Raw genomic sequence first — 21,713 nt, 5'->3', positions numbered from 1 at the left:
GGACCAGCCAGCTTTCCAGCAACAGGACGCCTCCATGCAGACCATGTTCAATATGCCCGGCGCGCCGGGTGGCGGGCCCAAGCCGGCCGCCGACCTGATCAAGGACACCAGCGACCGCGCCTTCATGGCCGACGTCATCGAGGCCTCGCGCACGGTGCCCGTGATCGTCGATTTCTGGGCGCCCTGGTGCGGCCCCTGCAAGCAGCTCGGCCCCCTGCTGGAAAAGACCGTCAAGGCCGCCAAGGGCGCCGTGAAGATGGTCAAGATCAACATCGACGAGAACCCGCAGGTCGCGGGCCAGCTCCGCATCCAGTCGATCCCGGCGGTCTACGCCTTCTTCCAGGGCCGGCCGGTGGACGGTTTCGTCGGTGCCCAGCAGGAGTCGCAGATCAAGCAGTTCGTCGATCGGCTGGCCAAGCTGTCCGGCGGGGCCGACGACGGCGGGCTCCAGGAAGCGCTCGACGCCGCCGCCCAGGCGCTGGAGGCGGGGGACGCCGCCACCGCCAGCGAGATCTACAGCCAGATCCTGGGGGTCGAGCCGACCAACGCCGCCGCCTACGCCGGGCTGGTGCGCTGCCTCGTGACGGCCCAGGATTTCGCCCGCGCCCGCGAGATGCTGGACGGCGCGCCGCCCGAGCTGGCCAAGGCACCCGAGCTGGCAGCCGTCCGCAGCGCGCTGGACCTGGCCGAGCAGAGCGCCGCGGCCGGCCCGGTTCCGGAGCTGATGGACCGGATCGCCCGCAACCCCGACGACCACCAGACCCGCTTCGACCTCGCCATGGCGCTTTACGCCGGCAACAAGCGTGACGCCGCGGTGGAGGAGCTGTTGGAGATCGTGCGCCGTGACCGGGAATGGAACGATCAGCAGGCCCGCAAGCAGCTCGTGAAATTTTTCGAGGCTTTTGGGCCGACTGACAAGCTGACCGTCATGGCAAGACGGAAGTTGTCATCTATCTTATTTTCATGAGCCCAAACCCGTTCGACCCATCCTTCGACCAACTGCCGGAAATCATTTCGATTTTTCCGCTCACCGGGGTGCTGCTCCTGCCCCGGGGCAAGTTGCCGCTGAACATCTTCGAGCCCCGCTACCTGGCGATGACCGACGATGCGCTGTCCGGCAACCGGATGATCGGCATTATCCAGCCGTCGGATCCCCTGAGCCGCGCCAGCGCGCCGCCGGTCTATCCGATCGGCTGCGCCGGCCGGATCACCAGCTTCAGCGAGACCGACGACGGCCGCTACCTGATCACGCTGACCGGCGTCTGCCGGTTCGAGATCGTGCGCGAGCTGCCGATCGTGCGCGGCTACCGCCGCGTCACGGCCTCGTGGGAGCGCTTCGCCGGCGACCTGGCGGAGCCGGGTCCCGCCCTGTTCGACAGGGCGCGGCTGGTCGAGGGATTGCGGACATATTTCAAGATCCAGGGCATCTCGGCCAATTGGGACGCGATCGAGGCGACGCCGGACGAGCGTCTGGTGACGTCGCTCGCCATGATCTGCCCGTTCGAGCCGTCGGAGAAGCAGGCCCTGCTGGAATGCGGTACGCTGTCCGAACGGGCCGGCATGATGATCGCCATCATCGAAATGGCTGTCCTGGACAAGCGGGACGGCGATACCATGGCGCGGCACTGACCCCGGCCGCCGGCAGGCGCGTATCGGGCGCCGGCCACGCCGGGGGAACGAGGCCGAGGGGACGAGATCGAAGGGATGAGGACGTGAGCGATACCAAACCGGGTTCGGCGGCCAAGGTCGACCCCAAGCTTCTGGAAATCCTGGTCTGCCCGCTGACCAAGGGACCGCTCCGCTACGACTCGGCGGCTCAGGAACTGATCAGCGACCGGGCGGGACTGGCCTATCCGATCCGCGACGGCATTCCCATCATGCTGGTGGACGAGGCGCGGACGTTGGACGCCGACACCGCGCACCCCACCCATTCGCAGCCGGCCGGGGGCCAGTCCTCCAAGACGGCGAGCCACTGATGACGCCCGCGTCAGGCAGCGGTGCGGACGAGTCCTTCGCCACCGATCCGTTCGGCACGCGGCACTGGCCGGTGGAAGTGCGGCTGAAGAAGGCGGAAAAGCGGCTGGAGATCGAATTCGACGACGGCCGCCGCTTCTCGCTGCCGGCCGAACTGCTGCGGGTCGAAAGCCCGTCGGCGGAGGTCCAGGGCCACGGCCCCAACCAGAAGCAGATCGTCTCGGGCCGCCGGCATGTCGGCATCATGGGGCTGGAGCCGGTCGGCAACTACGCGATCCGCATCCAGTTCGACGACATGCACGACAGCGGCATCTTCTCCTGGAAGTACCTGTACGAGCTGGGGGAACGCCAGGAAGAACTCTGGTCCACCTATCTCCGGGAACTGGAGACGCGCGGCCTCAAGCGCGATCCGCGGTGACGTCCGCCTCCCGCTCCCGCAGGAAATAGATCAGGTCGAGCGGGGAAGGGGGCACGGCGGTCTGCGACAGCAGGCCGTGGGCCTGGCCGCGGTGGTGGGTCTGGTGATTGAACAGGTGGGACAGCACCCAGACCACCGGCGTGCGGTGCTCGGTTCCCGCCATCGTCCGGTAGACAAGGTCGCGGCCGAGCTCGCCGGCACCGTAGCCGTCCACCAGGGCCGTGATCCGCGCGTCCTCGGCGGTGCGGGCGGCGGCCAGGTCGGCCAGGTCCCCGTACAGGATCTGGTCGAGGGCGGCGATGCCGGACGGCACGCCTTCGAGACGGCCGAGCCAGACCCGGTCTGCCACCAGCACATGGTTGAGCGTACCCAGGATGGAGCCGAAGAAGGCCTGCCGAGGCTTGCGGAACTCGGCGTCGGAAAGGGCCGCGCAGGCGTCATAGAGGTGCCTGTTGGCCCAGGCGTTGTAGCGGGCGAGGGTGCGGAAATGTTCTGGCGTCATGGCGGTCCCGGAATCGAAAAGCCGCGCCCAGTATACTTGATACCGGCAGGCGCGGCTCGATCCGATCGGCCATGCGGCGCTACGCGACGTCAGGCGCGCCAGAAGGGCTTCGAGGCTTCCGTCTGGGCTTCCAGGTCGGTCAGGCCGATGTCGCGCAGCATGTGGGCATCCAGGTCCATCAGTTCACGACGGCTGACGATGCGGTACTTCCAAGTCTTCAGGGTGTCGGTCAACCGCTGCATGAAGTCAGCGGAAGAGTCGGCCGAACGTCGACCGGCGTAACCGGACGTGCGAACTGCCAGTGCCATGATGTGAGTCCTCAATAGAAAAGGCCGGCTTCGATGCGCCGGCCGCCGTTGCTTGTGAACGGTAATATGGGGGCATGCTGCACCTGCGAGAAGTGCGGCTTCCACATGGTTGGCATGAGGCCATGCCATAGCTAATTAATCACCGGTTAACCGATTTATGGTTAACCGCCCGATCAGCGCAGGAGGGGGACCAGGCGCTCCATGGCCTGCGAAAGGCATTCCGGCGAGCTGGCGAAGCAGAGCCGCAGGTAGCCCTCGCCGCCGTCGCCGAAGGCGGCTCCCGGGGCGAGGCCGACCAGGGCCTCGTCCACGATGCGCTTCGCCAGTTTCAGGCTGTCGCCGGCCCCTTCGACCGAGAAGAAGGCGTAGAAGGCCGCGTCGGGCCGCTGGACGCGCACGCGCGGTAGGGACTCCAGCGCGGAGCAGACGATGTCGCGGCCGGTCCGGCACCGCTCGACCATCTCCTCCAGGAACGGCTCGCCCTGTTCCAGGGCGGCCAGGCCCGCCTTCTGGACGAAGCCCGGGACGCCCGAGGTGTTGAACTGGATCATCTTCTCGTAGATCTGACCCATCTCCGCCGGGGCGACGACCCAGCCGAGCCGCCAGCCCGTCATCGCCCAGTTCTTGGAGAAGCTGTTGATCACCAGCAGCTTGTCCTCCGGCTCCGAGACGTCGAGGAACGAGGGGGCGCGGCCGCTGCCGTCCAGGCCGCCGTCGTACACCAGGCGGGAATAGACCTCGTCGGCCATGACCCACAGGCCGCGCTCGCGGGCGAACTCCATGATCCGCCGCTGGTCATCCGTCCCGATGGTCCAGCCGGTCGGATTGCAGGGCGAGTTGACGAAGATCATCCGGGTGCGCGGGCCGCAGGCGTCGAACAGCCGGTCCGGGTCCAGCGTCCATTTCCCGTTCTCCAGCGCCAGCGGCACCTGCCGCACCACGCCGCCCATGATCCTGATGCTGGCGAACACGTTGGGCCACACGGGGGAGACCACGACGACCTCGTCGCCCGCATCGATCAGGCTCTGCATCGACAGGGCGATGGCCGACATGCCGGAGCCGGTCACCGTGATCCGGTCGGTGCCGACGTCGGCGCCGTAGGTCCGGCGGTGGTAGGCCGACAGGGCATCCCGCAGTTCCGGCAGGCCGCGCTGCCAGGTGTAGAAGACATGGCCGTCGCGCATCGCCTGGTACGCCGCGTCCATGACGAAGCCCGGCGTCGGCACGTCGCCTTCGCCGAACCACAGCGGGATCAGGCCGTCGCGGCCCCGGCCATAGTTGGCGACGACGCCGATGAGGCTGTTGGGCAGGGCCGTGATCGCGGGACGGATGTCGGGACCGGTGGTCATGGGGCGGGCAACCCTGGTGGGAAGAGGGGGAATGCGCCGAATTCGGTTGACGCTGAAACCGTCATACCGTGGAGCTTCCGGTTTGTATAGCGGGCCACGGCATGAATTCCTCTCATGCCGCCATGAGAAAGCCTAGGTTGAAGCAGGGGCGGGCCTGCGCGAGGCTCCGGCCCATGATCCGGAAACCGGCCAGGGGAGGAAACCAGCGATGACCGATGCCATCCACGAGGGCGGATGCCTGTGCGGCGCCGTCCGTTACCGGACGACCGGCGCCCCCAACGACACCAACATCTGCTACTGCACCCAGTGCCAGAAGCAGACCGGCGCGCCGATGCCGGCCTTCGCCAGTTTCCCGCTCGACCGGTTCGAGATGATCCGGGGGGAGGTCGGCGCGTATCGGGCGTCCGACTTCGCGACGCGCGAGTTCTGCCCCCGCTGCGGCTCGGCCCTGTTCTGGCGGCGCGACGGCGGCGATTACGTCTCGATCTCCCTGGGCGGATTCGACGATCCGTCCGGCTTCCCGCCGCCGAAATACGAGATCTGGACCGCCCACCGGATCAAGTGGCTGGACACCATCCCCGGCGCCGACAGCTATCCCGGCGACAACTGATTTCCATGACTTGGCCACGGATGCACGCAGATGGGCGCAGATGAGTTTTCGCAGCCCGTCATGCCGGCGGGATGCCGAAGCCCATCAGCGTCCATCTGCGTTGATCTGTGGCCCAGAAAAGAATTCAGAGCCCGCGTCCGGCGCCGGCCATCAGGCGCAGGCGGCGCACCCGCTCCTCCGTGGCGGGGTGGGTGCGGAACAACCCGTCCACCGACCGCGCATGCAGCGGATTGATGATGAACATGTGGGCCGTCGCCGGATTGTTCTCGGCCTGGACGTTGTCGATCCGGGCGGCGCTGTCTTGGATGCTGACCAGGGCGTTGGCCAGCCATAGCGGCCGGCCGCAGATCTCCGCGCCGATCCGGTCGGCCTCGTATTCGCGGGTCCGGCTGATCGCGGTCTGCACGATCATCGCGGCGACCGGCGCCAGGAAGACCATCAGCAGGGTGCCGACCATGCCCAGCGGGTTGTTGCGGTTGTTGCCGCCGAAGAAGAACGCGAAGTTGGCCAGCATCGACACGGCGCCCGCGATGGTCGCGGTCACGGTCATGATCAGGGTGTCGCGGTTCTTCACGTGCGCCAACTCGTGGGCCATCACGCCGGCGACCTCCTCGTGGTTCAGCCGGCGGAGCAGGCCGCTGGTCGCGGCGACCGCGGCGTTCTCCGGATTGCGGCCGGTCGCGAAGGCGTTGGGCTGGTCGTTCTCGATGATGTAGACCTTGGGCATCGGCAGGCCGGCGCGCTGCGACAGCTGCTGGACCAAGCCGTGGAACTGCGGGGCGGAGCGGGCGTCCACCTCCCGCGCGCCGTACATCCGAAGCACCATCTTGTCCGAGTTCCAGTAGGCGAACAGGTTGGTGCCGACCGCGAACAGCAGCGCCATCAGCATGCCGCCCTGCCCGCCGATCAGATAGCCGATCGCCAGGAACAGGGCGGTCATGCCGGCCAGCAGGATCGCGGTGCGGAAATAGCTCGTCATGAAGGTCACCTCTGCGCGGTCCCGACCTGGGCGAGGGTCGGGCTGGACATCCGATATGTGCAGTCCGGCCCAAGGGGTTCAAGTCTTGGAGTCCGCGGCGGCCAGGGCCATATCCACTCCATGAGCCAGATCGACACAGAAGCCGGCAAGCCGGCAGATCCCGCCGCCGCCGGTCAGCCGACGGCCGCGGCCGATCCCGTTTCCGAAGACCCCGTTCCCGAGAACCCCGTTCCCGAGAACGATGCCGCGTCGCCGGAACACGGCATGCCCGTGCAGAAGCCTGGCGAGATCGGCGGTCCGCGCGGACCCGAGCCGACCCGGTACGGCGACTGGGAAAGCAAGGGGCGCTGCACGGATTTCTGAGAGGATGCGCGGGCCAGAATATAGGGTCGGAGTCCGCGCATACCCCGGAATTCATAGGCCATACGGTCGTAGGTAGGAAATGCGGCCTATTAAACTTGAGTAATTCCTAGTCGTCGAGTATCCTTCCGATAGGCGGCCGATTTCCGTCCGTCGTTCCCATGGATTTGCTCCCGTGCGCCGGCACCTCCTCGTCACCGCCCTGCTGCTGTCCCTCTTCATGCCCGCGATACCTGCCCGGGCCGCGGAGCGGCTGTCGGGGCCGGTGCCCGGACTGGTGACGCAGGTGATCGACGGCGACACGCTGGAGGTCCGGGTGCTGGTCTGGCTGGACCAGGAAGTCGTCACCCGCGTCCGGATCGACGGCATCGACACGCCGGAGAAGCGCGGCAAGTGCCAGCGCGAGAAGGACATGGCGGAGCAGGCCCGGCAGTTGACCGAGACGCTGCTGGCCGAACCCGGCGTCACGCTCCACGATATCCAGCATGACAAGTACGGCGGACGGGTCCGCGCCCGCGTGCTCACCCGGTCCGGCCGCGACGTCGGCGAGCAGCTGATCGCCGCCGGCCTGGCCCGTCCCTATGGCGGCAAGACCCGCCAGACCTGGTGTTCGGTCGCACAATTGCCCTAAAGCGGGCCCCTCCGAGTCGGAACTTCCGTGGAAATCGTTCGTTTGTCGAGATGTGCGGCATCGATCGGCCGCCGTCTCGACAGCGAGGAGAACACCATGCGCACGCCTTGTTTCCGTGCCGCCGCGGCCGGATTGACCTGTGCCATGATCGCGTTCGGGGCGACCGGCGCCATGGCCCAGGACGCTCCCCAGGCGCAAGCCCAGCAGGATCCGGTCACCGCCCCGGCGCCGCCGGAAAGCGGCTTCGACGTGATCGTCATCGGAATCATGAAGGGATCTTCTCCGGACGACTTCAGCCGCAAGGTGGTGGAAGCCCTGCCGCCCACGCTGATGGACCCCCAGACGAACTTCACGTCCGGCGTGGGCTTCGACCGCTCCAAGGACTATCGCATGGTCATCGCGTTCCACGGCGAGGAGATGATGGAGGCGCCGGCGCTCTGCACCCGGACCGACGACGTGGAGGCCGAACCCCCGCCGGAGCAGAGCGACCTGATGGCGGCCACGCGCATCACCGCGGCCTTCTGCGACGGCGGCGAGCCGCTCAACACCGCGACCGACCGCATGGTCGGCAGCGTTATGCCGGGTCAGGCCGGTTTCCGGTTCCTGGTCAGCGACGTCGCCAAGCAGCTCTTCCCCGACGGGTTCGGCACCCTGCCCGGCACCATCAGCGCCCAGCCGCCGGGGACCATGGTCCGCCCGATCGAATAGCCGGCCTTCCCCTTCAGGCGCCGCCCGGCGGCTTCGGCGGGTAGGCGTGCCGGTTGCCCCGGTAGTCCTCGACCACGTAGCCGGCTTCGGCGTCGCCCTCCAGGTAGTCCGGCCCGATCGGCGCCTTGCCGTGGCCGCCCGGGATGTCGAGCACATAGGTCGGCTGGCACAGGCCGGAGACCCGCCCGCGCAGGCTCCGGACCAGCTCGCGGCCCCGGGCCGGATCGGTCCGGAAATGTGCGGTACCCGGCGCCAGATCCCCATGATGAAGGTAGTAGGGCTTGACCCGGGCGCGCACCAGCGCGCGGAACAGCGCTTCCAGGACGGCGGCATCGTCGTTGACCCCGCGCAGCAGGACGGTCTGGCTGACCAGCGGGATGCCGGCGTCGGCGATCCTGGCCAGCGCCGACCGGGCCTCCGCCGTCAGCTCGTCCGGATGGTTGCAGTGGACCGCCAGCCAGACCGCCGTGTCCGACGCCTTCAGCGCGGCCACGACGGCGTCGTCGATGCGGCCGGGGTCGGCGACCGGTACGCGGCTGTGCAGCCTCACCACCCCCACATGGGGCACGGCGTCCAGTCCGGCGACGATGCCGGCCAGCCGGCGCGGCGCCAGCATCAGCGGGTCGCCGCCGGTCAGGATCACCTCCCAGACCTCCTCGCGGGCGCGGATATAGTCGAGGGCCGCCGCGAGCTCGGCCGGATCGAGCGCGTCGCCGCCGGGGCCGACCATCTCCCGCCGGAAGCAGAAGCGGCAATAGACCGGGCAGGCGTGCAGCGCCTTGAGCAGCACCCGGTCGGGGTAGCGGTGGACGATGCCCTTCACGGGGGAATGGGCATCGTCGCCGATCGGGTCGGCCAGCTCCTCCGGGCGGATCTCCAGCTCCTGCTCCGAAGGAAGATACTGCCTGCCGAGCGGTCCGGCGGGGTCGCCGCCGTCGAGCCGGTCCAGCAGATGCGGCGTCACGGCGATGGCGTAGCGTTCCGCCACCCGCCCGAGGGCGGCGGCCCGCTCCGGCGCGAGGGCGCCGGCGGCGACGAGGCCGTCCAGGCTGCGCGCCGTCGCGGTACTTTTCATGATCGGGGACTCGTGCTGTAACTCGGTCTATGCCGGACTGTCGTTATACCGGCCGGCTCGGACTATAGGTCGGCGTCCGCCGCCATGCCACCCGCTCGCTCAACAGACCAGGGATCCACCCGTCATCATGCTGTCGTTTCCAAGGACAATCGGACATCGGGGCGCCAGGGCCTACGCGCCGGAGAACACGCTGGCCGGCATCCGCGTCGCGGCCGGACAGGGCGCCCGCTGGGTCGAGGTGGACGTCAAGCTGTCGCGCGACGGCGTGCCGGTCCTGATGCACGACGACCACGTGGACCGCACCACCGACGGTCGCGGCGCCGTCGCGGGCCTGGACTTCGCGGACCTGCGGGATCTGGACGCCGGCGTGCGCTTCGGGCCGGAGTTCGCCGGCGAGCGCATCCCGACGCTGGAGGAGACGCTGGCGCTGGTCCTGGAACTGGATCTGGGCATCAACCTGGAGATCAAGCCGTGCCCCGGCCGCGAGGTCGAGACCGCCAGGGTCGCGCTCGACGCGGCGCGGGCGCTGTGGCCGGCCGGCCGGCCGGCTCCGCTGGTCTCCAGCTTCGAGGTGCCGAGCCTGGAAACGGCACGCGACCATATGCCCGACTGGCCGCGCGGCTATCTGATCGACCGCCGCCCGCGCGACTGGCGGGACGTCGCCGACCGGGTGGAGGCAGCGACCATCAACGTCAACGCATCGCGCGAGAATGCCCGCGGCATCGCGGAATATCTGGCGACCGGACGGCCCGTGCTGGCCTACACCGTCAACGATCCCGGGCGGGCGAAGGAGCTGGTGGGGCTCGGGGTCGCCGCCGTCTTCACCGACCGGCCGCGCGACATCCTGGCGGTGCTGGGCGGCTGAGCCGGAGGATTCGCGATAATTATTCGACCGGCACTCTTCTGCGTCGCAAATTTTTCATATATGGAGCAGTAAGGGCAGGCCGCCGCCGCCGTCGGAGCGAAACCGGCGTGCGGCAGTCCGTGTCTGCCGGTCGAAAAAGTAAGCAGCTTTTTGGAGGTTTCGTTGAAGGCGCTCAAGCCTTTGCTGATCTCGGGTCGCGAGGTCCTGCCGCTGGTCGAAGGCGGCAAGGGCATCTCCGTGTCCAACGGCGAGAGTTCCGGCGCCTGGGCAGCGGCAGGCGGGGTCGGCACATTTTCCGGCGTGAACGCCGACAGCTTCGATGACGACGGCAACCCCGTCGATCAGGTCTATCATGGCCGGACACGGCGCGAGCGGCACGAGGAACTGGTCGCATACTCGATCGCCGGCGGCATCACCCAGGCGCGCATCGCCCACGAGGTCTCCAACGGCCAGGGCCGCATCCACATGAACGTCCTGTGGGAGATGGCGGCGGCCGAGCGGATCCTGCACGGCATCCTGGAAGGCGCCAAGGGCATGGTCCACGGCGTCACCTGCGGCGCCGGCATGCCCTACAAGGTGGCCGAGATCGCGGTGCGCTACGGCATCCACTATTACCCGATCGTCTCCTCGGCGCGGGCGTTCCGCGCGCTGTGGAAGCGGGCGTACCACAGGTTCGCCGACAACCTGGGCGGCGTCGTCTACGAGGACCCCTGGCGGGCGGGCGGGCACAACGGCCTGTCCAACAGCGAGGACCCGGAAGCGCCGGAGGATCCGTTCCCCCGGGTGCTGGCGCTGCGCCAGATGATGAACAGCTTCGGGCTGGAAAACACGCCGATCGTCATGGCCGGCGGCGTCTGGTACCTGCGCGAGTGGGAGGAATGGATCGACAACCCCGACCTGGGGCCGATCGCCTTCCAGTACGGCACCCGCCCGCTGCTCACGCAGGAGAGCCCGATCTCCGAGGCGTGGAAGCGCAAGCTCCTGACCTTGAAGGAGGGCGACGTCTTCCTGAACAAGTTCTCGCCGACCGGCTTCTACTCGTCGGCGGTGAACAACCCGTTCATCCAGGAGCTGCGCGGCCGGGGCGAGCGCCAGGTGGCCTATTCGGTCAAGCCGGTGGGCGAGCACGACACCGAGTTCCGCGTCGGCCCGCGCGGCCGCCCGGTCTACCTGACCGCGCACGACCGCGACCGCGCCTTCGGCTGGGTCGAGGCCGGCTTCAAGGAGGCCCTGAAGACCCCCGACGGCACGCTGATCTTCGTGACGCCGGAGAAGTCCAACGAGATCCTGACCGACCAGATCAACTGCATGGGCTGCCTGTCGGCCTGCATGTTCTCCAACTGGGCACAGAACGAGGAGGGCACGACCGGCAAGAAGGCCGACCCGCGTTCCTTCTGCATCCAGAAGACCTTGCAGGAGATCAGCCACTCGGACGATTGCGAGACTCAGCTGATGTTCGCCGGCCACAACGCCTACCGGTTCGCCGACGATCCGTTCTATTCGAACGGCTTCATCCCGACCGTCAAGCAATTGGTCGACCGGATCGCGTCGGGCGACTGACCTCCCGGCGGGGCGGCGGGCGCTCCGCCGTCCCGCCCTGATGGCCCGTCCTACTGGCCGCCGGTCAGGTTCCGGAGCAGGCGCTGGAACTGGCCCAGCAACGGCACGTCGGACAGCGGGCCGGAGGACGGGTCCGCCGACCCCGGATCCCGGTCGTCGGCCACCAGCATCGGCGCGCTCGCCTGCGGCGGGGCATGGTCGAGGCCGGGGATCATGCGCGGCGGCAGGCCCCGGTGGGCATCCATCATGAAATCGCGCCAGATGCGGGCCGGCAGCCCGCCGCCGGTGACCCGCTTCATCGGCTGGTTGTCGTCGTTCCCCAGCCAGACGCCCGCGACATAGTCGGCGGTGAAGCCGACGAACCAGGCGTCCCGGTATTCCTGGCTGGTGCCGGTCTTGCCGGCCGTCATGCGGTCCAGCTTGGCCGACTTGCCGGTGCCGTACTCGACCACCGCCATCAGCATCCGGTTCAGCTCCGCGAGGTCCGCCGGATCGATCACCGGGGTGGCCCCGGCGGAGCCGCGGCGCTGGTAGAGCACCCGGCCGGCGCGGTCCTCGATCCGCGTGACGGCATAGGGCCAGACCGCCCGGCCGCCGTTGGCGAAGGCGGTATAGGCGCCGGTCAGCTCCAGCAGGGTCACCTCGCTGGTGCCGAGCGCCAGGCTCAGGTCCTTGCCCATGGGCGAGGTGATGCCGAGCCGGCGCGCCAGGGTGGCGACCGGCTCCACGCCGGTGCGGTCCAGCACCCGGATCGCCGCCGTGTTGACCGAATGGGCCAGCGCGTCGCGCAGCGGCATCGGGCCGTGGAAACCCTTCTCGAAATTGGCCGGCTGCCAGCCGTCGATGCGGATCGGGGCGTCGTCCACCAGCGTGTCGGCCGCCATGCCGTTCTCCAGCGCCGCCAGGAAGACCAGCGGCTTGAACGCCGAGCCCGGCTGGCGCAGCGCCTGGGTCGCCCGGTTGAACTGGCTCTCGGCGTAGCTCGACCCGCCGATCAGCGCGCGGACCGCGCCGTCCGGGCTGAGCGCCACCAGGGCTCCCTGTTCGGCGCGGGCGGCGAGGCCGGCTCCCGACAGGGAGGCTTCCAGCCGCCGTTCCGCCGCCTGCTGGAGCCGCCGGTCCATGGTGGTGTGGACGGTGATGTCGTCATGCTCCTTGCCGATGAAGCCGACGATCTGGTCGGCCACCCAGTCGGCGAAATAACGGTCGCCGTCGCCCTCCGGCTTGCGCCGGGGCATCGGCGGGGCCGCCCGCATCGCCTCGATGTCGGCCTGGGTGATGTAGCCGGCGTCGAGCATGGCGGCGATGACCACGCCGGCCCGCTCGGCCGCGCGGTCGGGATTGGCCGCCGGCGAATAGCGCGACGGCGCCTTGAGCAGGCCGGCCAGGATGGCCGCCTCGCGCAGGTTGACCTCGGTCGCCGGCTTGTTGAAATAGGTCTGCGCCGCGGCATCGACGCCGTAGGTGCCGGCGCCCAGGTAGACCCGGTTCAGGTAGGCGGTCAGGATCTGGTTCTTGGAATAGGTCCTCTCCAGCCAGATCGCCAGGATCGCCTCCTGGACCTTGCGGCCCATGGTGCGGTCGGGCGTCAGGAACAGGTTCTTGGCGAGCTGCTGGGTGATGGTGGAGCCGCCCTGCACGACGCGCCCGGCCTGGAAATTGACGAAGGCGGCCCGGACCAGGCCGATCGGATCGATCCCGAAATGGCTGAAGAAGCGCCTGTCCTCGGTCGCCAGCACGGCATGGACCAGGTGCGGCGGCAGGTCGGCGGCATTGATCGTGGTGCCGTGGATGTCGCCGTAGCGCTCGATCGTGCTGCCGTCGGCGGCCAGCACGGTGACGGCCGGCCGGCGCTCGGCCTGGGCCACCTGGGACACGTCGGGCAGGTCGTAGGCGAAATACGCGACCACGGATGCTCCGGCCACGCCGGCCCAGATCGCGCCGACCACGGCCCAGCTTCCCAGCACCCGGAGGATCGACCGCCGGGCGACCGGGACGGCGGAGCTCTTGCGGTCACGCGCCCGTTGCCTGCCCGTGTCGCGGCCGGCGGATGCCTTGCGGGATGATCGGTCGGCCGGCCGTTCTGGAGGTTTGCTCAAGGTGATCGTTCGGAGGTTGCCTGTCCACACCGACACGATGCCTGATCAAGGCGGCAATTTCACGGCATTATCGGCCGGGCTTGCGATGGAACTTCAGGAAAGGGGTGGCGCGGGTCGATCACGCCGGCTCGGAAATGCGGGCTCTCGCTCGGTCTGCCTTGCTGGGTTTGACGATATGCTCGTTCAAGGCATGATTGCCGAAATCCCGGGGTACGACCCAGATGCTCCCCCGTGGCGCCGTTTCATAGGCGGTTTGCAGCTTCGGCCACCAGAACAGGATATGGGCGGCTTGGAAATGCCTCTTCGCTCCCGCCCAGTCACTCGGCAAGAAAATCGCGACCAGACTTGTTTGCCTGATCGCGGTGACGACACGCTCCCGTTTCAACATCCTGCGATCGCCTGACAATATGCCGGCTCCGCCGTCACTGGCGAAGCGCTCGATCCAATATTCGTCCTCGCTGCCGCCCAGTTGGAGTTCTCGCACGCTGCACAACGTGCAGGAACGCGGGAGCGCTATTTCATGAACGGCACGCAGAATCCTGGGCGAGACATGTTCGTCCGCACAGATCCTCACGCCGCCAGCGCAATCTCGAACTCGACTGCCTCCTTTACGAGGGAAGCGTCCACGTCGTACCAGTCGCTTACGGCGTCGAGGTCGAATTCTTCCGCCTTCCACGCCCGGAAGAGCGTCGAGGTCGGCATGCGGACCTGCTCGACGCATGGCTGGCCGAAAGATATTCGCGGGTCCAGGACGATGTTTGGGAACTCCGACGGACGGGGATGCCATCGTTCGGCAAGCCCCGTGGACGGATCGAAGTCGACACCCTTGGCCAGGGTCGCTTCCAGCACCTCGTACATCGCATACTGGCTGTGTATCAGGTCCAATAATCTGCGATCACCGGTTTCCTCGGCGGATTGCATGAAGATCCGCCGGCGGTCGGTCATGAACCTGATGTTGGACATCGCGAAGGGATGCTGACGCTTCAACTCACGGCGTGCCGCCTCAGCGGCTTTCCGAAGGCTTTGCAGGGATACGCCTTCCTTCCGGAAGTGATCTATGAAGCGGGTTTCCAGGAGATCCCAGAAACCCAGTTCCTGGGCGCCGCCGATGGTCGCGTACTGACGCCGGATGATGGGTTCCGTCCGACTGCTGTATCCGGAAACCCATCCACGGATGCGCTCGGCACTGTCGATCCCAAGCAGGCGCGCCGCCTCCTTCAGCGTATAGGAGCCGCCGGCCAGTGGATCCCGCTCTTTCAGCAAAGCGCCCAAGACAAGCTCCGATACGCCGTCCGGCACCCGTCGTGCCCTTGTTTACAATCGCCACCTGTGGTGTGTCAATGATTCTATCTTTTCCGGAACAAAAAGCAAAAAGAAACCGCCGCCGGGGCTCCCCCCGGCGGCGGCTTGAACTTGCTTGCTTGCGCCCGGGTCGGGCAGCCGGGGTCAGTGGACCGCTTCGCCGTGCAGGGCGAGGTCGAGGCCTTCGCGCTCGACGTCCTCGCTGACCCGCAGGCCGACGACCACGTCGATCACCTTCAGCAGGACGAAGGAGGCGACGGCGCTCCACACGATGGTGGCGGCGATGCCCCAGAGCTGGGTCACGACCTGGGCGCCGTTGCCTTCCAGCAATCCCGGATAGCCGCCGATGGCTTCCTTGGCGAAGACGCCGGTCAGGACCGCGCCGACGATGCCGCCGACGCCGTGGACCCCGAAGGCGTCCAGGCTGTCGTCATAGCCCAGCATGTACTTGAGGCTGGTGGCGCCCCAGAAGCAGACCACGCCGGAGACGATGCCGATGACCAGGGCGCCGCCCGCGTCGACGAAGCCCGAGGCCGGGGTGATGGCGACCAGCCCGCCGATGGCGCCCGAGATGATGCCGAGCACGCTCGGCTTGCCCTTGGCGATCCACTCGGCGAACATCCAGGCCAGGGCCGCGGCCGCGGCGGCGACCATGGTGACCAGCATCGCCATGCCGGCGCGGCCGTTGGCGGCGCCGGCCGAACCGGCGTTGAAGCCGAACCAGCCCACCCAAAGCAGCGAGGCGCCGATCAGGCTGAGCACCAGGTTGTTCGGGACGAAATGCTCGGTCGGGTAGCCGCGGCGCTTGCCGACGACGATGGCCGCGACCAGGCCGGCGATGCCGGCATTGATGTGGACGACGGTGCCGCCGGCGAAGTCCAGCACGCCGTCCGCGAACAGGAAGCCGTTCGGGTGCCAGACCCAGTGGGCGACCGGGGCATAGACCAGGATCGACCAGAAGCCGGTGAACAGCAGCATGGCCGAGAACTTCATGCGGTCGGCGAAGGCGCCGGTGATCAGCGCCGGGGTGATGATCGCGAAGGTCATCTGGAACATCACGAACACCGATTCGGGGATCGTGAAGGCGACCGGGGTCTCCAGCCCGGCGCCCAGCGTGAACGGCGCGGACATGTCCATGCCGGCCATCAGCACCTTGGAGAAGTCGCCGAAATAGGCGTTCCCGTTGCCGAACGCGATGCTGTACCCGACCAGCACCCACAGCACGGCGACGAGGCAGCAGATCGCGAAGCTCTGCATCACGGTGGCCAGCAGGTTCATCTTGCGGACCATGCCGCCGTAGAACAGGGCCAGGCCCGGGATGGTCATCATCAGGACCAGCGCGGTCGAGGTCAGCATCCAGGCGGTATCGCCCGTGTCGATGGTGGGGGCTTCGGTCTGGGCCAGCGCGCCGGCCGGCAAGGCGACCGCTCCCAGAATCGCCGCAAGCAGCGGAACAGCGAAGGCAAACAGACGGCTCATTCTAGACTCATCCTCTCGATCAGTTCGACACGGCCCGCTCGATCTCATGGCCCGGATCGGCGGTGCGGTCCGGAGCCTGATCCTGTGACGGGTTCGGGCGGCGGGCATCGGCAAGACCGGCCGAGGCCCGAAGGCCCGCCCAGCGTTTCAAGATCCGTGCCGCTCGAAAAATGAGCAGTTTCGGCGGATAACACGCCGACGCCCGCGCACGGGCCGGGCAGCGGACGGGATCGGAACCCGAGGTTTGCCCAAAAAATGGGCGATAATCCGGGGTCCGTCGGGAACGAAGAAACCGGAAACAAAGGGCAAAACGTGCCCCGACTTTGTCATAATTCTTCGGGACCAAGACCGTTTCGGAAAGCCGCCTAAAATTCAGGCAGTTCTGGCCGCCGACAATCCGTTTCGCCCGCCGGTACTTCGGCAACCGCCCTGTGCACTCCCTCGTTGAGTTGGCTCCCGGCACCGAGATGTGGCAGGGTGGCGGCAGGGACGCGTCCGCGCCCGAGGCGCCGCCCGCCCCAGGCCCGGTCCGGAACCGCGTCCGACGAGAAGGTCTCCCAGCGAGGGTCCTCACACAGGGTCCCCCAAACAGGGTCCCCCAAACAGGGTCAAGGAGAAACCCACCGTGGCTATCGAACGTGAACTGCGGATCGCGCCGCGACGCGCCATCGCGCTGGTGCTTGCCGGGGGGCGGGGCAGCCGCCTGAAGCAGCTCACCGACCGGCGCGCCAAGCCGGCGGTCCATTTCGGCGGCAAGTTCCGCATCATCGATTTCGCGCTGTCCAACTGCATCAATTCCGGATTCCGCCGGATCAGCGTCATCACCCAGTACAAGTCCCACAGCCTCCTGGTCCACCTGCAGCGCGGCTGGGGCTTCCTACGCGGCGAGATCAACGAGTTCGTCGATTTCCTGCCCGCCCAGCAGCGGATCGACGAGACCTCCTGGTACCAGGGCACCGCCGACGCGGTTTACCAGAACCTGGACATCCTGCAGGGCCACGGCGCCGAGCACGTGCTGATCCTGGCCGGCGACCACATCTACAAGATGGATTACGCCGCCATGCTGGCGTGGCACATCAGCCGCGGCGCCGACGTGACCGTCCCGTGCGTCGAGGTGCCGCGCATGGATGCGACCGGCTTCGGCGTCATGCATGTGGACGACCATGACCAAGTCGTCAGCTTCCTGGAGAAGCCGGCCGACCCGCCGGCGATCCCCGGCAAGCCGGACAAGGCGCTGGCCAGCATGGGGATCTATGTCTTCAACGCCAAGTTCCTGTACGACCAGCTCCGGCGCGACGCCGCCGACCCGACCTCCAGCCGGGACTTCGGCAAGGACCTGATTCCCTACCTGGTGCCGCGCGCCAAGGTGATGGCCCACCGGTTCCAGGACAGCTGCATCTACAGCCAGCCCGACGCGGCGCCGTACTGGCGCGATGTCGGCACGATCGACGCCTACTGGGAGGCCAACCTGGACCTGACCAAGGTGACGCCGGACCTGAACCTCTACGACAGGCAATGGCCGATCTTCACCTACCAGGAGCAGCTGCCGCCGGCCAAGTTCGTGTTCGACAGCGACGACCGGCGCGGCATGGCGGTGGACAGCCTGGTGTCGGGCGGCTGCATCATCTCGGGCGCCAGGATCACCCGGTCGCTCCTGTTCAGCTCGGTGCGGGCCAACTCCTATTCCAGCCTGACCGAGGCGGTCGTGCTGCCCCAGTGCGATATCGGCCGTCACGCGCGGCTGACCAAGGTGGTGGTCGATCGCGGCTGCCGCATTCCCGACCACCTGGTGGTGGGGGAGAACCCGGACGAGGATGCGCGGCGCTTCCACCGCACCGAATCGGGGGTCACGCTGATCACCCGCGACATGCTCGCCCGCCTGGGCGCCTGAGGAGACGACCGGAAAATGCGCGTTCTCCATGTCGCCTCCGAAGTCTATCCGCTGATCAAGACCGGCGGCCTCGCCGACGTGGCGGCGGCCCTGCCGGCCGCCCAGATCGAGATCGGGATCGACGCCCGGCTGCTGGTGCCGGGCTATCCCGCGGTCCTCGCGAAGCTGGCCGACCTCAGGCCGGTCCGCACCCTCGCCGATCCCTGGACCCGGGGCGGCTCGGTCCTGATGCTGGGCCGCACGCCCGACGGCGTGCCCTGCTACGTGGTGGACGCCCCCGAACTTTACGGCAGGCCGGGCAATCCCTACCTGGGGCCCGACAACCGCGACTGGCCGGACAACCACCTGCGCTTCGCCCTGCTCGGCTGGGTCGCGGCCCGGCTGGGCGGGCCGGAGGGCGGGCTGCGCTGGCGGCCGGACGTGGTCCACGGCCATGACTGGCAGTCCGGCCTGGCTCCCGCCTACCTTGAACTGGGGCTGGAATCGCGGACCGGCCCGCGCCCGGCCACGGTCCTGACCATCCACAACATCGCCTACCAGGGTCTTTTCCCCGCGGGCCTTCTGGGCGAGCTCCGGCTGCCCGCCGAGAGCTTCACGGTGGACGGGCTGGAATATTACGGCCAGATCGGCTTCCTCAAGGCGGGGCTGTACTATGCCGACCGGATCAGCACCGTCAGCCCGACCTACGCGGAGGAGATCCAGTCGCCCGACGGCGGCTGGGGCCTGCACGGCCTGCTGGCGTCCCGGGCGGCCGACCTGTGGGGCATCCTGAACGGGGTCGATTACGGCGTCTGGTCCCCGGCGGTCGATCCCGCGCTGGTCCGGCCCTACGATGTGGACAGCCTGGACGACAAGGCGGCCAGCAAGACGGCGCTGAGGGAGGAGTTCGGGCTGGAGCAGCGCGACGGCGCGCCGCTGTTCGGCGTAGTCAGCCGGCTGACGCCCATGAAGGGGTTCGACCTGCTGCTGTCCGCGATCCCGGCGCTGGTCGCCGAAGGCGCCCAGTTCGCCGTGCTGGGCAGCGGCGAGGGCTGGCTGGAGGACGGCTTCCGCGACCTGGCGGCACGATATCCCGGACAGGTCGGCGTCCATGTCGGCTACGACGAGCCGCTGTCGCACCGGGTCCAGGCGGGGTCGGACGTGATCATGCTGCCGTCCCGGTCGGAGCCGTGCGGGCTGATCCAGCTCTATGGCCTGCGCTACGGCACGCTGCCGCTGGTCCGCCGGGTCGGCGGCCTGGCCGACACCGTGGCCGACGCCCAGGACTGGGCGATCGACCGGGGCGAGGCGACCGGCTTCGTGTTCGACCATGCCACGGTCGAGGACCTGGCATGGGCTTGCCGCAGGGCCATCGCCCTTTACCGCGACCCGGCGCGCTGGCGCTCGGTCCAGCGGGCCGCGATGGGCAGGGACTTCTCCTGGGCCGCCTCGGCCCGGCGCTACCTGGAGATGTACCGAACGGTTTACCCCGACGAGTGATGCCTATGGCATTGATGGAAAGGGTTTACGGTTACCGGATGAGCCGGAATATTATCCGGTTCACATCGGGGGGCCTTCTGTGCCATGCATAGGGCTTGCGTACGAAACCCGAAAACCTCTCAATATTTTGAGCCAAGCCCTACCCATCCATGGCGGGCCGTCCGTGGGCCGCCTGTCCGGCGGCCGGCCGGCCCACGGCCGGGACGCGGCGCTGGAAACGCTTCAGCGGGTCTACGGCTATGACGCCTTCCGCGGCCAGCAGGCGCGGATCATCGACCATGTGATAGCCGGCGGCGACGCCCTGGTGCTGATGCCGACCGGCGGCGGCAAGTCGCTGTGCTTCCAGATCCCGGCCCTGGTGCGTCCCGGCGTCGCGGTCGTGGTCTCGCCGCTGATCGCCTTGATGCGCGACCAGGTCGACGCCCTGCGCCAGGTCGGGGTCAACGCCGCCTACCTCAATTCCTCGCTCGACTGGCGCGACGCCGCCGAGGTCGAGCGGCAGGTGGCGCAGGGCGAGCTGGACCTGGTCTACGTGGCGCCGGAGCGGCTGGTCACGCCCCGCTTCCTCGACCTTCTGGAGCGCAGCCGGGTCTGCCTGTTCGCGCTGGACGAGGCGCACTGCGTGTCCCAGTGGGGGCACGATTTCCGGCCGGAATATCTCCAGCTCTCGATCCTGCACGAGCGGTTCCCCACGGTGCCGCGCGTGGCGCTGACCGCGACCGCCGACGAGCAGACCCGGGCGGACATCCAGGCGCGCCTCAACCTGGGCGACGCCAAGGTCTTCATCGACAGCTTCGACCGGCCCAACATCACCTACCGCGTGATGCCCAAGCAGGAGCCGAAGCGCCAGCTCTGGTCCTTCATCCAGACCCACCATGCCGAGGACGCCGGCATCGTCTATTGCCTGAGCCGCGCCAAGGTGGACGAGACGGCGGCCTGGCTGGCCGCCCAGGGCCGCGAGACCGTGCCCTACCATGCCGGCCTGGACGCCCAGACGCGGGAGGCCAACCAGGACCGCTTCATCAAGGGCGAGGGCGTGATCGTGGTCGCCACGGTCGCCTTCGGCATGGGCATCGACAAGCCCAACGTGCGCTTCGTCGCCCACCTGGACCTGCCCAAGAGCATGGAGGCCTATTACCAGGAGACCGGGCGCGCCGGCCGCGACGGGCTGCCGGCCGACGCCTGGATGGCCTACGGGCTGTCCGACGTGGTCGCCATGCGCCAGATGCTGGAATCCAGCGAGGCCCCGGTCGAGATCAAGCGGATCGAGCGCCACAAGCTCGAAGCCCTGATCGGCTTCTGCGAGACCGCCGCCTGCCGCCGGCAGGTGCTGCTGAACTATTTCGGCGAGGTGCTGCCGGAACCCTGCGGCAACTGCGACACCTGCCTGGAGCCGGTCGAGACTTTCGACGGCAGCATCGCGGCGCAGAAGGCGCTGGCCGCCGTCTACCGGACCGGCCAGATGTTCGGCACCGGCCACCTGATCGACGTGCTGCGCGGCACCGTGACGGAGAAGGTCGCCAAGTTCGGCCACGACCAGATCAAGACCTTCGGCGTCGGGTCGGACATGAGCAAGCAGGAATGGGGCTCGGTCTACCGTCAGTTGGTGGCCGCCGGTTACCTCAAGGTCGATCACGAGGGCTACGGCGCGCTCCACCTGACCCGGTCGGCCACCCCGGTGCTGAAGGGCCAGCAGGGCATCCGGCTGCGCCGCGACAACCAGGCTGCGGTCAAGAAGTCGCTGCGCGCCCAGCGCGGCAGCCGCGGCGGCAGCAGCGCCCCCGCCGTGCTCGGCCCGGCCGACGACGACCTGTGGCACAAGCTCAAGGCCTGCCGGCTGGAGCTGGCGCGCGCCCAGGGCGTGCCGCCCTACGTCATCTTCCACGACAGCACCCTGCTGGAGATCGTCCGCCAGAAGCCGCGCGACGCCTGGCGCATGGGCCAGATCGCCGGCGTCGGCGCCAGCAAGCTGGAGCGCTACGGCGAAGCCTTCCTGGACGTGGTCCGGCGGCACGGCTGAGACCCGGTCGGCGGGGTGCGGCCAAACGCCCGTTTCAGCCCTGTCCGACCTGTGTACGATGGCGTGCCGGACCGGAGAAATCCTGGCCGGCCGTCACCCCCGCA

At 68.3% G+C, this 21,713-nt stretch carries 22 protein-coding genes; 13 read left to right on the top strand and 9 right to left on the bottom strand.

Annotated features, from left to right (window positions below; genetic code table 11):
• Positions 1-34 precede the first annotated feature (34 nt).
• The 4 genes from trxA to IGS68_RS25830 all read left to right on the top strand — a co-directional run bounded on the left by trxA (position 35) and on the right by IGS68_RS25830 (position 2,392).
• Positions 35-967 (top strand): thioredoxin, encoded by a 933-nt coding sequence (gene trxA, locus IGS68_RS25845; protein WP_371821861.1) that lies wholly within the window; start codon positions 35-37, stop codon positions 965-967.
• A complete protein-coding gene (locus IGS68_RS25840; protein WP_201075518.1) occupies positions 964-1,629 on the top strand; it encodes an LON peptidase substrate-binding domain-containing protein in 666 nt (221 codons plus the stop codon). The genes trxA and IGS68_RS25840 overlap by 4 nt, the downstream gene beginning before the upstream one ends.
• Positions 1,630-1,712: 83 nt before the next feature.
• On the top strand, positions 1,713-1,976 hold the full coding sequence (locus IGS68_RS25835) for a Trm112 family protein (RefSeq protein ID WP_201075515.1): 264 nt from the start codon (positions 1,713-1,715) through the stop codon (positions 1,974-1,976).
• Entirely contained in the window at positions 1,976-2,392 is a 417-nt protein-coding gene (locus IGS68_RS25830) for a gamma-butyrobetaine hydroxylase family protein (protein ID WP_201075513.1), read from the top strand. The genes IGS68_RS25835 and IGS68_RS25830 overlap by 1 nt, the downstream gene beginning before the upstream one ends.
• On the opposite strand, the gene IGS68_RS25825 is transcribed toward IGS68_RS25830, so the two are convergent.
• From IGS68_RS25825 to IGS68_RS25815, 3 genes are all read right to left on the bottom strand, one after another.
• The gene (locus IGS68_RS25825) at positions 2,373-2,894 is read right to left on the bottom strand and encodes a DinB family protein (protein WP_201075511.1); all 522 of its coding nucleotides are present in this window, start codon (positions 2,892-2,894) and stop codon (positions 2,373-2,375) included. The two genes, IGS68_RS25830 and IGS68_RS25825, sit on opposite strands and share 20 nt — an antisense overlap.
• A gap of 89 nt (positions 2,895-2,983) precedes the next feature.
• Positions 2,984-3,136 carry a DUF1127 domain-containing protein gene (locus IGS68_RS25820; RefSeq protein ID WP_201081675.1) on the bottom strand — a complete coding sequence of 51 codons (153 nt, stop codon included), beginning with the start codon at positions 3,134-3,136 and terminating at the stop codon, positions 2,984-2,986.
• Positions 3,137-3,375: 239 nt separating this feature from the next.
• Positions 3,376-4,551, bottom strand: a complete 1,176-nt coding sequence (locus tag IGS68_RS25815) for a pyridoxal phosphate-dependent aminotransferase (RefSeq protein WP_201075510.1) — start codon at positions 4,549-4,551, stop codon at positions 3,376-3,378.
• Positions 4,552-4,759: 208 nt separating this feature from the next.
• Between IGS68_RS25815 and IGS68_RS25810 the strand changes: the two genes are divergently transcribed.
• Positions 4,760-5,161, top strand: coding sequence for a GFA family protein (locus tag IGS68_RS25810; RefSeq protein ID WP_201075508.1), 402 nt, complete (start codon positions 4,760-4,762; stop codon positions 5,159-5,161).
• A 124-nt stretch (positions 5,162-5,285) separates the two neighbouring features.
• Here the strand turns inward: IGS68_RS25810 and htpX are convergent, their stop codons facing one another.
• A complete protein-coding gene (htpX, locus tag IGS68_RS25805; protein ID WP_201075507.1) occupies positions 5,286-6,140 on the bottom strand; it encodes a zinc metalloprotease HtpX in 855 nt (284 codons plus the stop codon).
• A gap of 120 nt (positions 6,141-6,260) precedes the next feature.
• Between htpX and IGS68_RS25800 the strand changes: the two genes are divergently transcribed.
• From IGS68_RS25800 to IGS68_RS25790, 3 genes are all read left to right on the top strand, one after another.
• Positions 6,261-6,503, top strand: coding sequence for a DUF1674 domain-containing protein (locus IGS68_RS25800; RefSeq protein WP_201075505.1), 243 nt, complete (start codon positions 6,261-6,263; stop codon positions 6,501-6,503).
• A gap of 172 nt (positions 6,504-6,675) precedes the next feature.
• Entirely contained in the window at positions 6,676-7,131 is a 456-nt protein-coding gene (locus tag IGS68_RS25795) for a thermonuclease family protein (RefSeq protein WP_247881080.1), read from the top strand.
• Positions 7,132-7,227: 96 nt separating this feature from the next.
• A complete protein-coding gene (locus tag IGS68_RS25790; protein WP_201075503.1) occupies positions 7,228-7,839 on the top strand; it encodes a hypothetical protein in 612 nt (203 codons plus the stop codon).
• A 13-nt stretch (positions 7,840-7,852) separates the two neighbouring features.
• Here IGS68_RS25790 and IGS68_RS25785 read toward each other — a convergent pair whose 3' ends face one another.
• Positions 7,853-8,914, bottom strand: a complete 1,062-nt coding sequence (locus IGS68_RS25785) for a lysine-2,3-aminomutase-like protein (protein ID WP_201075501.1) — start codon at positions 8,912-8,914, stop codon at positions 7,853-7,855.
• A 127-nt stretch (positions 8,915-9,041) separates the two neighbouring features.
• Between IGS68_RS25785 and IGS68_RS25780 the strand changes: the two genes are divergently transcribed.
• Together IGS68_RS25780 and IGS68_RS25775 are read left to right on the top strand one after the other, a co-directional pair.
• Positions 9,042-9,779 carry a glycerophosphoryl diester phosphodiesterase gene (locus tag IGS68_RS25780; protein ID WP_201075499.1) on the top strand — a complete coding sequence of 246 codons (738 nt, stop codon included), beginning with the start codon at positions 9,042-9,044 and terminating at the stop codon, positions 9,777-9,779.
• 162 nt (positions 9,780-9,941) lie between these two features.
• Positions 9,942-11,339, top strand: coding sequence for an NAD(P)H-dependent flavin oxidoreductase (locus tag IGS68_RS25775; RefSeq protein WP_201075497.1), 1,398 nt, complete (start codon positions 9,942-9,944; stop codon positions 11,337-11,339).
• Positions 11,340-11,389: 50 nt separating this feature from the next.
• Here the strand turns inward: IGS68_RS25775 and IGS68_RS25770 are convergent, their stop codons facing one another.
• The 4 genes from IGS68_RS25770 to IGS68_RS25755 form a co-directional block, all read right to left on the bottom strand.
• The gene (locus IGS68_RS25770) at positions 11,390-13,438 is read right to left on the bottom strand and encodes a transglycosylase domain-containing protein (RefSeq protein ID WP_247881079.1); all 2,049 of its coding nucleotides are present in this window, start codon (positions 13,436-13,438) and stop codon (positions 11,390-11,392) included.
• A gap of 118 nt (positions 13,439-13,556) precedes the next feature.
• Positions 13,557-14,012 carry a PIN-like domain-containing protein gene (locus IGS68_RS25765; RefSeq protein ID WP_201075487.1) on the bottom strand — a complete coding sequence of 152 codons (456 nt, stop codon included), beginning with the start codon at positions 14,010-14,012 and terminating at the stop codon, positions 13,557-13,559.
• Entirely contained in the window at positions 14,009-14,710 is a 702-nt protein-coding gene (locus tag IGS68_RS25760) for a DUF433 domain-containing protein (RefSeq protein ID WP_201075485.1), read from the bottom strand. Before IGS68_RS25760 ends, IGS68_RS25765 begins: the two co-directional genes overlap by 4 nt.
• Positions 14,711-14,884: 174 nt before the next feature.
• Entirely contained in the window at positions 14,885-16,219 is a 1,335-nt protein-coding gene (locus IGS68_RS25755) for an ammonium transporter (RefSeq protein WP_201075483.1), read from the bottom strand.
• 625 nt (positions 16,220-16,844) lie between these two features.
• Between IGS68_RS25755 and glgC the strand changes: the two genes are divergently transcribed.
• The 3 genes from glgC (at position 16,845) to recQ (ending at position 21,609) form a co-directional block, all read left to right on the top strand.
• Positions 16,845-18,110, top strand: a complete 1,266-nt coding sequence (gene glgC, locus IGS68_RS25750; RefSeq protein ID WP_201075481.1) for a glucose-1-phosphate adenylyltransferase — start codon at positions 16,845-16,847, stop codon at positions 18,108-18,110.
• Between the two features lie 15 nt (positions 18,111-18,125).
• Positions 18,126-19,589, top strand: coding sequence for a glycogen synthase GlgA (gene glgA, locus IGS68_RS25745; protein ID WP_201075479.1), 1,464 nt, complete (start codon positions 18,126-18,128; stop codon positions 19,587-19,589).
• 172 nt (positions 19,590-19,761) lie between these two features.
• The gene (gene recQ, locus IGS68_RS25740) at positions 19,762-21,609 is read left to right on the top strand and encodes a DNA helicase RecQ (RefSeq protein WP_201081672.1); all 1,848 of its coding nucleotides are present in this window, start codon (positions 19,762-19,764) and stop codon (positions 21,607-21,609) included.
• Positions 21,610-21,713 lie beyond the last annotated feature (104 nt).

This window comes from Skermanella sp. TT6, from assembly GCF_016653635.2.
In the GTDB taxonomy this organism is placed as follows: Bacteria; Pseudomonadota; Alphaproteobacteria; order Azospirillales; family Azospirillaceae; genus Skermanella; species Skermanella cutis.
The sequence above is the reverse complement of the archived record's forward strand: the minus strand, read 5'-3'. Positions and strand labels throughout refer to the sequence as shown.